Here is a 14,075-nt window from a genome sequence, read left to right on the forward strand (position 1 = left end):
GAGCCCCATGAGCGAAAGTCATTTCATCGTCTATCTGCGTGATGGCTGCTGGCAGCATACCAATCGCGGCAGCGTTTCAGCCCCGTTCAAAACCCGCGAGGCCGCCATCGAGTCGGCCATCGACGATGCCCGAAACTCGAGCGATCAAAACGCCGAGGTCATCGTGCAGGAGCCCGAAACCACAGCCGAAACGGTTTGGCGATCCGCGGACGATACTGTCGACTAGCGTGTCAGGCCTCTTGATGTGACAGTTTTGCTGCCGCGGAAAATCCTTTCCGCCGTAACCGCTTAGTTCCAGAAATCGACTCTCCGGCGGAGAATGAACGCAGTGCCCTTCGTCGAGAAATTGCTGATGCTCGTCATGGCGGCTCAGGTCGTGCTGACTTTGGGTCTGCTCTTCTGGCTGGGCAGCGAACGCGTACCGCGCGTCATGCGTGGCGAAATCCCTATGGCCGACATAGCCGTTGAGCGCACCGCCTATCCGCTCAAGGCCCGTCTCCTTTCCAATAGTCTCGACAATCAGTTCCAGCTCCCCGTGCTCTTCTTTGTCGGCGCGCTGCTGACCCTGCACCTTGGCGTTGTGGGCTGGGTGGAAACTATCCTGGCGCTGGTCTTTGTGGCGCTGCGCTACGTCCACGCCGCCATTCACGTCACCACCAACAATGTCGGGCAGCGCTTCGTCGCCTATACGCTTGGCCTTGCTGTCCTGTGCCTCTTCTGGCTATGGCTCATCGGACGCATCTTGATGAGCTGAGCCATGCCGCTGATCTCCCGCATCGACACCATTTTCGTTCCGGCCGTAGACACCGTCTCGGCCGCAGCATGGTATGAGCGCATGTTCGGCATGGCCGAGATATTCCGCTCGGCCTGTCATATCGGCCTGCGCATCGCGGGCGAGGGCGCGCGTTCGAGCGCGCTCACACTTATCCCCGTCGAGCAGATGCCGGAGCAGCACTATGTTGCTTTCAACTTCTTCGCGCCTGACATAGAAGCGCTGCACGACGCGCTGACCGAAGACGGTCGCGAGGTCACCCCCATCAACCAGAATGGCGCCATGAGCTGGTTCGACTTTGTCGATATCGCCGGCAATCGCGTCAATATCTGCTCTTTCCCCGAGGCCTGAACCCATGCGCCTTCCCGGCCGTATCGCCGCCGCCATTGAAGTTCTTTCCGATGTCGAAAACCGCAAGCGGCCGGTTTCCGAAGCGCTGAAGGCCTGGGGTCTCAACAATCGCTTTGCCGGTGCCGGGGACCGTGCCGCCATTGGCAATCTCGTCTATGACGCGCTGCGCCGCCGCTCGTCCTATGCCTTTGCCATGGGCGCCGACACGCCCCGCGCCCTGGTCCTCGCCGCCGTGCTGCGCGATTGGGCCGAAACGCCGGAAGCGCTCAACACCACCTTCGCAGAAGACAGCCACGCCCCCGAAACCCTGAGCGCCGAAGAGATCGCCGGCGCCACAGCCAGCCTCGACAGCGCCGACGAAGCCACCCAGGCCGACATGCCCGAATGGCTGCTTCCTTCGCTGAAGCGCGCTTTTGGCGATAACCTCGCCGCCGAAGGCCAGGCCATGGCCGGACGCCCCTCGCTCGACCTGCGCGTCAATGCCCTCAAGGCGACGCCCGAAAAGGTGGCCAAATCGCTGTCCCGCTTCTCCCCCGAGCCGACGGCCTACGCCCTCATGGGTTTCACCATGCCCGCCGGCCCGCGCGATGCGCGCACGCCCAATGTCACGACGGACGAAGGCTATCAAAAAGGCTGGTTCGAAGTGCAGGACCAGGGCAGCCAGATGGTCGCTGCCCTTGCCGGCGCCCAGCCGGGCGAGCAGGTGCTCGATCTCTGCGCCGGGGCAGGGGGCAAGACTCTCGCCCTCGCATCGACCATGGGCAACAAAGGCCAGATTTTCGCCTATGACAGCGACCGCAATCGCCTTGCGCCGATCTACGATCGCCTGAAGCGCAACGGTGTGCGTAACGCCCAGGTTCGCGCCCCCCAGCCCGGCGCTCTCGATGATCTCGTGGGCAAGATGGACCGCGTCGTCGTCGACGCCCCATGCACCGGCACCGGTACCTGGCGCCGCCGTCCCGATACCAAGTGGAAGCTGACCCCGGAACTCCTGGCCCAACGCCAGGCCGATCAGGCCGCCATCCTCGAAGAAGCGCTGCGCTTTGTGAAGCCGGGCGGCACGCTGGTCTACATCACCTGCTCTATCCTGCCCGAAGAAAACGACGATCAGGTCGCCGCTCTCCTTGCCGCGCATCCGGACCTATCGAGCGTGGACATTGCCAAAGCCTGGCGCAGCACATTGGTTACCGATCTGCCTGTGGGCCTGGCAACTGCCGGCGGTGGCATCCTGCTGACGCCGCATCGCACGGGCACGGACGGCTTTTACTGCCACCTGATCCGTAGGGCGTAGCATCCCACCCACGGTGTCATTCCCGCGAAAGCGGGAATCCCTGTTTCCGCGCCATGAGATTCCCGCTTTCGCGGGAATGACGCGGTGGTCGAGTGAACCACGGCGCCTCGCCCTTCGTTCAAGGAACAGTCGTTCAAGAACAAAGGGCCCAAAAATGTCCGCAGCCACTACCGACTACCAGACACCCCGCTCATGGCTGGTCCTCGCGACCTTTCTCCTCGTCGTCATAGGCGTCGGTGCCCTTATCGGCACCCAGTCTGTCCCCGGCGCCTGGTACGAGGCCCTCAACAAGCCACCCTTCAACCCACCCAACTGGATTTTTGGCCCGGTCTGGTTCGCCCTTTACGTGCTGATCGCCATCGCCGGCTGGCGCAGTTTTATCGACAACCCCACCAGCACCTCGTCAAAGCTCTGGTACGGCCAGATGGCGCTCAATTGGGCCTGGTCGCCGGTCTGGTTCATCGGCCAGATGATCTGGCCGGCCTTCGCCATCATCGTCCTGATGTGGTTTGCCATCCTCGGCTTCATTCTCGTCAACTGGAACCGCGACCGCCTGGCGGCATCGCTCTTCTTGCCCTACCTGGCCTGGGTCAGCTTCGCGAGCCTGCTCAATCTCTCGATTGGCGTCCTCAACTGACCGCCTTGGCACCGGCAGGTTGGTCCTCGCGCCTGCCGGTCCGCTCGAATTTCCGCGCCCAGCGCACCACCGGCTGTTCGAGCAGATAAAAGCTCAGCGTCGCCACGACCGCAGTGATTACCAACACCGCGGTGCTCGTCTGCAGCCAGGTCGCCCAGCCATTGGGGCCCGAGGTGCGGAATGAACCGCGCACCAGCTTTTCGAGCAGCCACATGATCACGAAGTGCCAGACATAAATGCCGAACGAGATGCGCGCGATAAAGCGCACCAGGCCATTGTCGAGCAGCCGCCCGACATAGATAGACGAGGGCAGGGTGGCGAGCGCAATGCCAACCGCCAGCGGCATGACGGGGAAGGCATAAGGAATGCCAAGCCAGCCAAAGCCTTCCGTCAGCCCGCCGATATTGAGCGCCATGATCAGCGCGGTCGCCAGGACGGCAAGTCCGCCAATGATATCCATGCCGATCCCGCGCCGGCTCTGAATGAGAACCTGAACCCCGGCTGCTAGTGAGCCGACGGCGAAAATGGCAAAGAACCCGATGGGATTAAACCGCGGCATCCACGCCTTGGCGCCGCCGACCAGCCCATGGTTCCAGCCGCGCTCGACCTCGTCGATAGGCGCATACTGCACCACGAGAACATGCACGATAAGCGCCACGCCGATCACCCCGAGCCAGGCCAGCCGTGCCGGCCAGCTTCGGGCCTTGAGCGCAAACACCGCCGCCATGCCCAGCGGCAGCAGCAGATAGGCTGTCACCTCAAAGCCGATCGACCAAAGCGGCCCATTATTATCGACCGGAAACAGCGTCACCCAATGCCAGTCGCTGACGAGGAACAGGCCGGCCACAAACCGGATGATCCGCTCGCCATCGAGCACCTTGCCGCCCAGCCACAGGTCGAGCAACAGGCTGACCACCAGCGCCAACCAAAACCCCGGCACGATCCGCGCCAGGCGCCGCAGCGTAAAAGTCCGAAGCGAGGGCATCGGCTTGCTTGCATCGAGTGCCAGCCAGAACGGCCGCGCCAGCAGAAAACCGCTGAGCACGAAAAACACTGTCACGCCAAAGCTGCCATAGACGAGGAACCGCACGACCGGCTCGGCGGCATCGGGCACGGCATTCATGTCCATGCGAAAGGCAAGGTGGTGCAACAGCACGCCAAGGCACGCCGTGGCCCGCAAAAAGTCTGCACCCAGCAATCGGTTGTCATTGGTCATCAAGCACGTTCCAGATCGGGGCTCCTCGCCCTAACGCCTCATCGCGCCGGTCGATCCCGCGGAGCGAGCTTGTGCCGCTTGCTGCAGCGTCAGTCCAGCCTTGCAGCGCGGGTGCTTGCGGAATCTTTTGCTCTGCTCTAAAGCCTCGCCATGACGCAAGCAGACACCGCCCCCGCCCAAGACACCATCCTCATTGTCGACTTCGGCTCGCAGGTCACGCAGCTCATTGCGCGACGCATTCGCGAAACCGGCGTCTACTGCGAAATCCATCCCTTCCAGTCCGCGGCCGCAGCCGTCGCGGCCCTGAATCCCAAGGGTATCGTACTCTCGGGCGGCCCCGCCTCGACGCTCGACGAAAACGCGCCGACGATCGATCCTGCGGTTTTCGCGGCCAACGTCCCGATCCTCGGCATCTGCTATGGCCAGCAGGCCCTCTGCATGGCGCTCGGCGGCAAGGTCGAAGCCGGCCATCACCGCGAATTCGGTCGCGCCGACGTCCACGTCGAAAAGCCCTCCGCGCTTTATGACGGCGTCTGGACCACCGGCTCCGACCACCAGGTCTGGATGAGCCATGGCGACCGCGTCGTCTCGATCCCCGAAGGCTTTGAAGTCGTCGGCACCTCGCCCAACGCGCCCTTCGCCATGATCGCGAACGAGGCCCGCCGCATCTGGGCCGTGCAGTTCCACCCGGAAGTCGTGCACACCCCCGATGGCGCAAAACTCTACGCCAATTTCGTGCACCAGATCTGCGGCATCCAGTCCAATTGGACCATGTCCGCCTATCGCCAGAAGATGATCGAAAAGATCCGCGCCCAGGTCGGCAGCGGCAAGGTCATCTGCGGTCTCTCCGGTGGCGTCGACTCTTCGGTCGCGGCCGTGCTGATCCACGAAGCCATCGGCGATCAGCTCACCTGCATCTATGTCGATCACGGCCTGATGCGCCTCAACGAGAGCGAACAGGTCGTCACCATGTTCCGCGACCAGTTCAATATCCCGCTGGTCCATGTCGATGCCTCCAAGCAGTTTCTCGGCGAACTCGAAGGCCAGTCGGATCCCGAGACCAAGCGCAAGATCATCGGCCGCCTCTTCATTGAAGTGTTCGAGGAAGAAGCCAAGAAACTCGGTGGCGCGCAGTTCCTGGCCCAGGGCACGCTCTATCCCGACGTCATCGAAAGCGTCTCCTTCACCGGCGGCCCCTCGGTCACGATCAAGAGCCACCACAATGTCGGTGGCCTCCCCGAGCGCATGAACATGCAGCTCGTCGAGCCCCTGCGCGAACTCTTCAAGGACGAAGTCCGCGTCCTCGGCCGCGAACTCGGCATCTCGGATAGCTTCATCGGTCGCCACCCCTTCCCAGGTCCGGGCCTCGCAATCCGTTGCCCCGGCGGCATCACCCCCGAAAAGCTCGACATCCTCCGTCAGGCCGATGCGATCTACCTCGACGAAATCCGCAAGTCCGGCCAGTACGACAAGATCTGGCAGGCCTTTGCCGTGCTGCTTCCGGTCCAGACCGTCGGCGTCATGGGCGATGGCCGCACCTACGAATTCGTCTGCGCCCTACGCGCCGTGACCTCGGTCGATGGCATGACTGCCGACTTCTACCAGTTCGACATGAACTTCCTCGGCAAGACGGCCACCCGCATCATCAACGAAGTCCGCGGCATCAACCGCGTGGTCTATGACGTCACGTCCAAGCCGCCCGGCACGATCGAGTGGGAGTGAGGTTCTAACGAACCTCACTTTTCCACCGGCCACCTACCGATCCTAAATCTCATTGACTCGCGCCACTTCATGGCGCTAGTTTTGAGGAGAACAAAAAGGGAACAATTGAGGTGTACCATGGAGTGGGAAGGGGAATTTGAGCCGGACCTGTTCGGCAATGCAAAGCCGACATTGCTCTCGGGGTTCTCTCAACACCGATCCTATTTTGGACTCGTTCCACCTCCGCGAGTGGCTCAGGAATTGGAGAGGGACGCACGGACTTGGGCGCGCGAAGCTCGGGCGACGCGCGTTACCCCTGCGAGCCAGTTTCATGTGTCGCTGAACGGAATTTCCGAGGGCGAACCCATGGCACCGGAGCTGTTGGAGGATGCTCTCGAGATCGGTGCCGCAATTCGCCGAGCTCGTTTCGAGATCATTTTCGATGTGTTGCAGACCTGGGATAAAAACAAGCGACGAAACTTTCCGACGGTGCTCTGTTGCTCCTCTTCGTCGCGCGGCGCCTTAGAACTCTATGAAGTGCTGCGGCGCGAAATGCGTCGCTACGGCATCAAGTCGCCATCCTCGTTCAATCCGCATATCACCCTGTTCTATAGCGATGGACGGGTACGAACGCGGAGTGTCGCAAGGCCCGTTCGGCTCCGGGTCGACGCCTTCTGGCTGATCCATAGCGTCGTCGGCACGGGCCGCCTTGAGCATCTGGCCCGCTGGCCGCTAGGCTTCTAGCTATTCCGCCGCTTGCGGCGACATCGGTGCCGATCGCAGGGGTGCCAGCCAGCTGACGCGCTGGCCTATCCAGTCCAGCACCGCCATCGCAACGCGCTCCACAGGTTTCCTGAACCGCCACTCGAAGAGCGCGGCGAAGGCGATTGCCAGCAGGAAGGTCGCAATCACCGTGACCAACAAGGCCACATGCGCCGGCATATAGAGATCGAGCAGGGTCAGCATGCTGATCCCCACGTTTTCGTGGATCAGATACCAGGAAAAGCTCAAAAGGCCGACCTGGGCCACACCCAGTGACAGGCCCGGCACGGCCGGAAAGGTCTTGCCCCTTACGAAGCGCACGAAGAGGCCCACCAGCACGAGATAGACCAGCGCACACACGGTCGCGGTTAGCCAACCATCATGCAGCTCGAACGAGTAGGCTTCGATCCAGACTACCGCGGTTGAAACCGCGATATTTGCGCCCAGCAGCTTGCCCGTGCCCGTCGTGCCCGCCTCGAACTGCCGCCCCAGAATGCCAACGGCGAAGAAGCTGAGATAGGGCGCAATGGCGAGGAATTTCAGCAAGGATTGCGGCGTGATCGGCCCGCTGCCGAAGTTGGAAAACAGCGTCGATACCGCCCAGATCGGCGCCATGACCAGCGCCAATGAGGCAAAGACCCGTGCAAAGCGCACGCGGTCGTGAAAGACGCCGGCGAGCAGGGCGACGAGAAGATAGAATTTCACCTCAACGGCAATCGACCAGAATGAGCCATCGACCCATTCTCCGATTTCGCCGACGAAAAAGAGGTTCATCACCACATCGAGCAGGTTCGGCGGGATGGCGTGGAATTTCGCCTCCGGCACGGACGGAATGTAAGCGACAAGCCCGAAGACGAAGAGGAGCAGCACCGCGGCGACAAAGGCGGGATAGATGCGCGAAATGCGTCGGGCGAGAAAAACGCCGACCGTCGCCGAGCGCTCCAGCGTCATGAAGATGCAGTAGCCCGAGATAATGAAGAAGAAATAGACCCCGACCCAGCCGAAAAACACCGGCCAGGGCGCGCCCTCGGTGATATTGAGCGCATAGGCCGGCAGGCGCGCGGTGAAGTGAAACAGCACGACGAGCAGGATGGCGATCCCGCGAAACATGTCGATGGTCTGGTCGCGCCTGGCACTCATTTGGAGGTCTCTGCCACGGCCGCAATCTAGCCCGTCTGCGGCACATACAGACATTAATGCCATGGCAGCGGTTAATAACCTTGGTTTTGCGCCGTGCAATTTGCATTCCGGGGGCAGCGTGATAAACGTGCCCCGGATTTGCTTGAGACCCAGAGACCGCCATGGCCGAGGACAATATTTTCCGTGAAGTTGACGAGGAGCTCCGCTCCGATCGCATGCGGGCGCTTTGGCGCCGTATTGCGCCTTTCGTCATCGGTGCGGCCGTGGCCATTGTGGCCGTCGTCGCGGTCAACGAAGGCTGGTCCTGGTACACCAGCAGCCAGTCGGCCCGTTCGTCCGAGGAGCTCTATGCAGCCCTCGCCAGCGCGGACAAGGACGACCTTGCGGCCGCCCAGGCCGAGCTCGATGCGCTCGCCGCCAATGGTTCGGGCGGATATCCGGTGCTTGCCGAATTCGCCAAGGCCTCGTTGCTCGCCAAGTCGGGCGACACTGCCGGTGCGGTCGCGGCCTATGACGCGCTCGCCAATGCCCAGTCCAACGTGCGCCTGCGCGAACTGGCCCTGCTGCAGGCGGCAACGCTCCTCGTCGATACCGGCACCCTGGCCGATGTTGAAGCCCGCGTTGCCACCATCGCCACCGATGACAACCCGATGCGCCGCGTCGCCCGCGAACTCATTGGTCTCGCCCAGTTCAAGGCTGGCGATGCCACGGCCGCGAAGGCTACCTTCGAAGCCGTGCTCAACGATCCGCTGGCCCAGGAAGGCATTCGCAATCGCGTTGCCTATTACATCGCCCAGATGACCTCGGCCGGGCTCATCGCCGAAGAGACCACCTCTGACGCCGAAGTCGCCGCCGACGCCATCGAGACCATCGTTGATGGCGACGAGGCTGCGCCCGCGCCTGCGGCTCAGTAAGAAATACAAACCAGCTAGGGAGCGACCATGACGGTCACAGTAGCCATTGTCGGTCGCCCCAATGTCGGCAAGTCGACCCTTTTCAACCGCCTCGTCGGCCGCAAGATCGCGCTTGTCGATGACACGCCCGGCGTGACCCGCGACCGCCGCGAAGCCGAGGGTCATATCGCCGACCTCACCTTCCGTATTCTCGATACTGCCGGCTATGAGGACGTCAAGGACGGCTCCCTCGAAGACCGCATGCGCCAGCAGACCGAAATGGCGATCCGCGAAGCCGACGTCATCCTGTTCATGATCGACGCTCGCGCCGGCGTCGTGCCGCTCGACCAGCGCTTTGCCCAGGTCCTGCGCAAGGCTGGCAAGGACGTCCACCTCGTGGGCAACAAGGCCGAAAGCAAATCCGCCGAGCATGGCCTCGTGGAAGCCTTCAAGCTCGGCTTCGGCGAACCCATCGCGTTGTCGGCCGAACACGGTCTCGGTCTTTCCGAGCTCTATTCCATCGTCTCCGCCGCCATCGATGTGGCCGAAGAGAAGAAGGCGGCCGAGGCCGCCTCCGGCGCAAAAGCTTCAGGCGATCTCGATGAGCTGCCCGAAGTCGACGTCGATATCACGCCCGACATGCTCGAAGGCGAGGGCGACGAGGCGACGCTGCGTTGGAACCCGCGCCGCTATCTCAACGTCGCCATTGTCGGCCGCCCCAATGCCGGCAAGTCGACGCTGGTCAATCGCATGGTCGGCGAGGACCGTGTGCTCGTCGGCCCGGAAGCGGGCATCACCCGCGATTCCATTCTCGTTCCATGGGAATGGGAAGGCCGCGTCATCAATCTCGTCGATACCGCCGGCATCCGCCGCCGCTCGCGCGTTAACGAAAAGCTCGAAAAGCTGGCCGTCGGCGATAGCCTTCGCTCGATCCAGTATGCCGAAGTCGTCGTGCTGCTGCTCGATGCCACCATTCCGTTCGAAAAGCAGGATCTGGCCCTGGCCGATCTCGTCGAGCGCGAAGGCCGCGCCATGGTCATCGCGCTGAACAAGTGGGACCTGATCGAGGACAAGAACGCCAAGCTCGCCGAACTGCGCGAAGAGTGCGAACGGCTCCTGCCGCAGCTGCGCGGCATTCCGCTGGTAACCCTGTCGGGCCTCACCGGTCGCAATATAGACAAGCTGATGCAGGCGATCTTCGAGATCGAGCGCACCTGGAATTCCCACGTGTCGACGTCGCGCCTCAATCGCTGGCTCGCCGCCATGACCGAGAGCCATCCGCCCCCGGCCGTCTCCGGCCGGCGCCTCAAGATGCGCTACATGACGCAGGCCAAGACCCGTCCGCCGAGCTTCATCGTCTTCGCTTCGCGCCCCGAAGTCGTGCCGATGTCCTATCAGCGCTACCTGATCAACGGGTTGCGCGAGAGCTTTGACATGCCCGGCACGCCGATCCGTCTCTGGCTGCGCGGCGGAAACAACCCTTACGCCGACAAGAAGAAATAAGGCGCACGTCGCTTCCAGGCCTCATGTCCATGAATTCGTCATTGCCCGGCTTGTCCGGGCAATTTCATTCAGTCGCGAATGACAAGGGGCTGGGGACAAATTCAGTCCCCGCCAATTCAGCCCATTGGCCTATTCACATCGGCCGGCCTTGCCCTATAGTGCGCGCGTCGTAGCACCCCGCCATTGGTAGCGGCGTGTCAACTTTGCACTTTGTTGCTTACAGAAATCATCATCGTCGTCGTTCTGATTCTCGTGAACGGCGCCTTGGCAATGTCCGAACTGGCCGTTGTTTCGTCCCGCTCCGCTCGCCTCAAGGTCATGGCCGACCAAGGAAACAAAGGCGCAGCCACGGCCATGAGACTGGCCGATGACCCGGGCAAGTTTCTCTCCTCCGTACAGATCGGTATTACCCTTGTGGGTATCCTTTCGGGCGCCTTCTCCGGCGCCACGCTCGGCTCGCGCCTGAGTGTCTGGCTCGCCGAAGTTGGCGTGCCCGCCAATATCGCCGATGTGGGGGGCGTGGGCCTCGTCGTGGTCCTCATCACCTACGGCTCGCTCATCCTCGGCGAATTGGTGCCCAAGCAGATCGCCCTGCGCAATCCTGAAATGGTGGCGTCCTATGTGGCCCAGCCCATGGCCATCATCGCGCTGGTCGGCTCGCCCATCGTCTGGCTGCTCGATGTTTCGGGCAAGCTGGTCCTGCGCATTCTCGGCCAGAGCGGCCAGAGCGAAGAACAAGTGACGGAAGAAGAAGTCCGCACCATCATCGCCGAGGCTACCTCTGCCGGTGTCTTCGAAACCGAAGAACACTCGATGATTTCGGGCGTCATGCGTCTTGCCGACCGCTCGGCGCGGGGCCTCATGACCCCGCGTCTCGATGTCGTTTCCATCGACGTCGAAGACAGCTTTGAGGACAATCTCAAGATCATCCTCGGCACCTCGCACTCCCAGGTGCTGGTGCAAGAGGGCAATGCCGATTCCATCCTCGGCGTCCTGATCCTCGGCGATCTGCTGCCCGCCCTTGCCACCGGCCAGCAGCCGGACCTGCGAAAGCTGGTCAAGCCGCTCCCGGTCGTCATGGAACATGCCGATGCTCTCGACGTGGTGGAGGCCATCCGCCAGTCGACCGTGAAAATGGTGCTGGTCGTCGACGAATACGGCCATTTCGAAGGCATCGTGACCTTTGGCGATGTGCTTGAAGTCATCACCGGCGTCTACAACGAGGAGCCGGGCGACGATCCGGCCATCGTGCAGCGTCAGGATGGCTCGTGGCTGGTCGCCGGCTGGATGCCGGTCGACGATTTCTCCGAGCGCTTTAGAATCTCTGTGCCCAAAGATGCACGCTACGAGACCGTGGCCGGCTATATCCTCTCCGTGCTCAACCGCCTGCCGGCTACCGGCGAGAGTTTTGAGCGCGATGGCTGGCATTTCGAGGTCGTCGACCTCGACGGTCGCCGCATCGACAAGGTGCTGGTCTCCCCGCTCCAGCCCAGCGAAGGCGCATAACAACAAAAAGGGCCCCGGAGCGATCCGGGGCCCTTCTTCTTTATCGTTGAGGTCGGTGCCTCAAATATCCTCGAACGCACCCTTGGTGATGTCGTAGAGCCGACCATTCTCGGTCACGCTGGGGCTCAGGAGATCAACCAGCTTCGGCGCAATATCCGAAGGTTGCGGCAGGGCGTTGGGGTCTTCGCCCGGCATGGCCTTGGCGCGCATCGCCGTGCGAACGGCGCCGGGATAGAAGACATTGGTCTTCACATTGGTGGTGTTCATCTCGCCGGCATAGGATTTGACCATCGCATCGAGCGCGGCCTTGCTGGCGGCATAAAGGCCCCAGAAAGGACGAGCCGAACGGGCCGAGCTGGACGAAACGAAAACCGCACGCCCAGCCGCCGATTGGCGCAGCAGCAGGTCGAGCGAGCGCAGCAGCCGATAATTGGCCGTCACGTTGATCGCAAAAACCTTGTCGAACTCGTCGGGCTTCAAATGCGGCACCGGGCTCAGCGTACCGAGCAGGCCAGCATTGGCCACGAGGCCATCGAGATGTCCCCAGCGCTCAAAAATCGCCGCGCCCAGGCGGTCGATGGCATCGCCATCGCGCAGATCAAACGGCACCAGCGTCGACGAGCCGCCCACTTCCTGGATGGCGTCGTCGAGTTCCTCAAGGCCGCCCACGGTACGCGCTACGGCGACCACATGCGCACCACGGCGTGCTGCCTCGACAGCCGCCGCATAGCCGATGCCACGCGACGCGCCGGTGACCAGCACGACCTTGCCGGTCAGTTCGGTATTGTCAGTCATTAACCCGCTTCCTTGAGCAGCGAAATCTGCTTGGGATCGTTGTTGGAGCGACCATTGAGGTCGGTGAGAAGGGTAGGGTAGTCGCCCGTGAAATAGTGATCGGTGAACTGCGGCGCCGCATTGTTGCGCTTCTCGCCGCCCACGGCTTCGTAGAGCCCATCGATGCTGAGGAAAGCCAGCGAGTCCGCCCCGATGAACCGGCACATGGATTCAAGGTCGTGATACTGGTTGGCCAAGAGCTTGTCCGGGTCCGGCGTGTCGATGCCGTAGTAATCCGAGTGATAGATCATCGGGCTCGCGACGCGGATATGCACTTCCGTTGCCCCGGCATCGCGGATCATCTGCACGATTTTTACCGACGTTGTGCCGCGCACGATGGAATCGTCGATCAGCACCACGCGCTTGCCGGCAATCTCGGCCCGGTTGGCCGAATGCTTCAGCCGCACACCAAAGGCACGAATCTGCTGGGTCGGCTCGATGAAGGTGCGGCCCACATAGTGGTTGCGGATGATGCCGAGCTCGAACGGAATGCCGCTCTGCTGCGCATAGCCGATTGCCGCCGGCGTGCCGCCATCGGGCACGGGCACCACAACATCAGCCTCAACCGGCGCTTCCTTGGCGAGGTTCATGCCGGCATGCTTGCGCGCCTTGTAGACGCTGCGGCCCGAAACCATCGAGTCGGGGCGGGCAAAGTAGACATATTCGAACAGACACGGCCGTTCCGGCGTCTTCCGAGCCGGCTTGCGCTCTTCGATCGAGATCGAGCCGTCGGGCTGGATTTCGCAAATGATGACTTCGCCATTCTCGACGTCGCGAATGTACTTCGCACCAATGATGTCGAGCGCACAGGTTTCCGAACAGAAGATCGGCTTGCCATCGAGCTCACCCATAACCAGCGGGCGAATACCGACCGGGTCGCGCGCCGCGATGAGTTTCGTCCGCGTCAGTGCCAGCATGGCATAGCCGCCTTCCATCTGCCTGATGGCGTCGATGAAACGGTCGGTAGTGGAAGAATGGCGTGAGCGGGCGATCAGGTGCAGAACCACTTCGGTATCGGATGTGGACTGGCAAATAGCACCAGTTGCAATGATCTGTTTGCGCAGCGTCAAACCATTGGTGAAATTGCCGTTGTGGGCAATGGCAATGCCGCCGGCTTCGAGCTCGGCGAAGAGCGGCTGCACATTGCGCAGCGCCACTTCGCCCGTGGTCGAGTAGCGCGTGTGGCCGATCGACATGGTGCCGGGCAATTTGGCGAGAAGGGCAGGGTCGGTATAGTGGTCGCCCACCAGGCCCATGCGCTTTTCCTGGTAGAACTGGCGCCCGTCGAAACTGACGATCCCCGCCGCCTCCTGGCCGCGGTGCTGCAGGGCATGCAAGCCCAGCGCGGTCAGCGTCGAAGCATCGCTATGCCCCAAAATGCCAAACACGCCGCACTCTTCATGCAGCGTGTCGCCTTCAAGATCGAAATCGTCGTCGCTCGGGTGGGTCACCGAACTTCTCCATATCGT

General features: G+C 62.2%; 14 protein-coding genes. 10 read left to right on the forward strand and 4 right to left on the reverse strand.

The annotated features are described in order from the left end of the window. Nucleotides 1-7 precede the first annotated feature (7 nt). The 5 genes from ACSQ2A_RS03505 (at nucleotide 8) to ACSQ2A_RS03525 (ending at nucleotide 3,051) form a co-directional block, all read left to right on the forward strand. A complete protein-coding gene (locus tag ACSQ2A_RS03505) occupies nucleotides 8-226 on the forward strand; it encodes a DUF2188 domain-containing protein (RefSeq protein WP_295410577.1) in 219 nt (72 codons plus the stop codon). Between the two features lie 93 nt (nucleotides 227-319). Further along, nucleotides 320-754 carry an MAPEG family protein gene (locus tag ACSQ2A_RS03510; protein ID WP_436071092.1) on the forward strand — a complete coding sequence of 145 codons (435 nt, stop codon included), beginning with the start codon at nucleotides 320-322 and terminating at the stop codon, nucleotides 752-754. Nucleotides 755-757: 3 nt separating this feature from the next. Further along, nucleotides 758-1,123: a VOC family protein gene (locus ACSQ2A_RS03515; RefSeq protein ID WP_436071093.1), complete on the forward strand. Its 366-nt coding sequence runs from the start codon at nucleotides 758-760 to the stop codon at nucleotides 1,121-1,123. 4 nt (nucleotides 1,124-1,127) lie between these two features. Further along, nucleotides 1,128-2,414, forward strand: a complete 1,287-nt coding sequence (locus ACSQ2A_RS03520; protein WP_436071094.1) for an RsmB/NOP family class I SAM-dependent RNA methyltransferase — start codon at nucleotides 1,128-1,130, stop codon at nucleotides 2,412-2,414. 154 nt (nucleotides 2,415-2,568) lie between these two features. Then, entirely contained in the window at nucleotides 2,569-3,051 is a 483-nt protein-coding gene (locus tag ACSQ2A_RS03525; protein WP_436071095.1) for a TspO/MBR family protein, read from the forward strand. On the opposite strand, the gene ACSQ2A_RS03530 is transcribed toward ACSQ2A_RS03525, so the two are convergent. After that, a complete protein-coding gene (locus ACSQ2A_RS03530) occupies nucleotides 3,044-4,267 on the reverse strand; it encodes an acyltransferase family protein (RefSeq protein WP_436071096.1) in 1,224 nt (407 codons plus the stop codon). The genes ACSQ2A_RS03525 and ACSQ2A_RS03530 overlap by 8 nt on opposite strands. A 150-nt stretch (nucleotides 4,268-4,417) precedes the next feature. On the opposite strand from ACSQ2A_RS03530, the gene guaA reads away from it, so the two are divergent. Beyond that, the gene (gene guaA, locus ACSQ2A_RS03535) at nucleotides 4,418-5,989 is read left to right on the forward strand and encodes a glutamine-hydrolyzing GMP synthase (RefSeq protein WP_436071097.1); all 1,572 of its coding nucleotides are present in this window, start codon (nucleotides 4,418-4,420) and stop codon (nucleotides 5,987-5,989) included. Nucleotides 5,990-6,334: 345 nt separating this feature from the next. Next, a complete protein-coding gene (locus ACSQ2A_RS03540) occupies nucleotides 6,335-6,712 on the forward strand; it encodes a 2'-5' RNA ligase family protein (RefSeq protein ID WP_436071098.1) in 378 nt (125 codons plus the stop codon). Here the strand turns inward: ACSQ2A_RS03540 and ACSQ2A_RS03545 are convergent, their stop codons facing one another. Then, nucleotides 6,713-7,870 (reverse strand): acyltransferase family protein, encoded by a 1,158-nt coding sequence (locus ACSQ2A_RS03545; RefSeq protein WP_436071099.1) that lies wholly within the window; start codon nucleotides 7,868-7,870, stop codon nucleotides 6,713-6,715. It lies immediately after the preceding gene. Between the two features lie 161 nt (nucleotides 7,871-8,031). On the opposite strand from ACSQ2A_RS03545, the gene ACSQ2A_RS03550 reads away from it, so the two are divergent. The 3 genes from ACSQ2A_RS03550 (at nucleotide 8,032) to ACSQ2A_RS03560 (ending at nucleotide 11,772) form a co-directional block, all read left to right on the forward strand. Then, nucleotides 8,032-8,784, forward strand: a complete 753-nt coding sequence (locus ACSQ2A_RS03550) for a tetratricopeptide repeat protein (RefSeq protein WP_436071100.1) — start codon at nucleotides 8,032-8,034, stop codon at nucleotides 8,782-8,784. Between the two features lie 27 nt (nucleotides 8,785-8,811). Further along, nucleotides 8,812-10,266, forward strand: a complete 1,455-nt coding sequence (der, locus tag ACSQ2A_RS03555) for a ribosome biogenesis GTPase Der (RefSeq protein ID WP_295410557.1) — start codon at nucleotides 8,812-8,814, stop codon at nucleotides 10,264-10,266. Between the two features lie 228 nt (nucleotides 10,267-10,494). Further along, the gene (locus tag ACSQ2A_RS03560) at nucleotides 10,495-11,772 is read left to right on the forward strand and encodes a hemolysin family protein (protein WP_436071627.1); all 1,278 of its coding nucleotides are present in this window, start codon (nucleotides 10,495-10,497) and stop codon (nucleotides 11,770-11,772) included. A gap of 60 nt (nucleotides 11,773-11,832) precedes the next feature. On the opposite strand, the gene ACSQ2A_RS03565 is transcribed toward ACSQ2A_RS03560, so the two are convergent. Together ACSQ2A_RS03565 and purF are read right to left on the reverse strand one after the other, a co-directional pair. Next, nucleotides 11,833-12,567: an SDR family NAD(P)-dependent oxidoreductase gene (locus tag ACSQ2A_RS03565; RefSeq protein WP_436071101.1), complete on the reverse strand. Its 735-nt coding sequence runs from the start codon at nucleotides 12,565-12,567 to the stop codon at nucleotides 11,833-11,835. Then, a complete protein-coding gene (purF, locus tag ACSQ2A_RS03570; protein WP_436071628.1) occupies nucleotides 12,567-14,072 on the reverse strand; it encodes an amidophosphoribosyltransferase in 1,506 nt (501 codons plus the stop codon). Before purF ends, ACSQ2A_RS03565 begins: the two co-directional genes overlap by 1 nt. Nucleotides 14,073-14,075: the final 3 nt, after the last annotated feature.

This window comes from Devosia sp. LjRoot3 (assembly GCF_964252865.1).
In the GTDB taxonomy this organism is placed as follows: Bacteria; Pseudomonadota; Alphaproteobacteria; order Rhizobiales; family Devosiaceae; genus Devosia.

Bases quoted from the DNA above. Each gene is read 5' to 3' on its own strand.
- ACSQ2A_RS03505 (WP_295410577.1), top strand. From the start codon at position 8: ATGAGCGAAAGTCATTTCATCGTCTATCTGCGTGATGGCTGCTGGCAG.
- ACSQ2A_RS03510 (WP_436071092.1), top strand. From the start codon at position 320: ATGAACGCAGTGCCCTTCGTCGAGAAATTGCTGATGCTCGTCATGGCG.
- ACSQ2A_RS03515 (WP_436071093.1), top strand. From the start codon at position 758: ATGCCGCTGATCTCCCGCATCGACACCATTTTCGTTCCGGCCGTAGAC.
- ACSQ2A_RS03520 (WP_436071094.1), top strand. From the start codon at position 1,128: ATGCGCCTTCCCGGCCGTATCGCCGCCGCCATTGAAGTTCTTTCCGAT.
- ACSQ2A_RS03525 (WP_436071095.1), top strand. From the start codon at position 2,569: ATGTCCGCAGCCACTACCGACTACCAGACACCCCGCTCATGGCTGGTC.
- ACSQ2A_RS03530 (WP_436071096.1), bottom strand. From the start codon at position 4,267: ATGACCAATGACAACCGATTGCTGGGTGCAGACTTTTTGCGGGCCACG.
- guaA (WP_436071097.1), top strand. From the start codon at position 4,418: ATGACGCAAGCAGACACCGCCCCCGCCCAAGACACCATCCTCATTGTC.
- ACSQ2A_RS03540 (WP_436071098.1), top strand. From the start codon at position 6,335: ATGGCACCGGAGCTGTTGGAGGATGCTCTCGAGATCGGTGCCGCAATT.
- ACSQ2A_RS03545 (WP_436071099.1), bottom strand. From the start codon at position 7,870: ATGAGTGCCAGGCGCGACCAGACCATCGACATGTTTCGCGGGATCGCC.
- ACSQ2A_RS03550 (WP_436071100.1), top strand. From the start codon at position 8,032: ATGGCCGAGGACAATATTTTCCGTGAAGTTGACGAGGAGCTCCGCTCC.
- der (WP_295410557.1), top strand. From the start codon at position 8,812: ATGACGGTCACAGTAGCCATTGTCGGTCGCCCCAATGTCGGCAAGTCG.
- ACSQ2A_RS03565 (WP_436071101.1), bottom strand. From the start codon at position 12,567: ATGACTGACAATACCGAACTGACCGGCAAGGTCGTGCTGGTCACCGGC.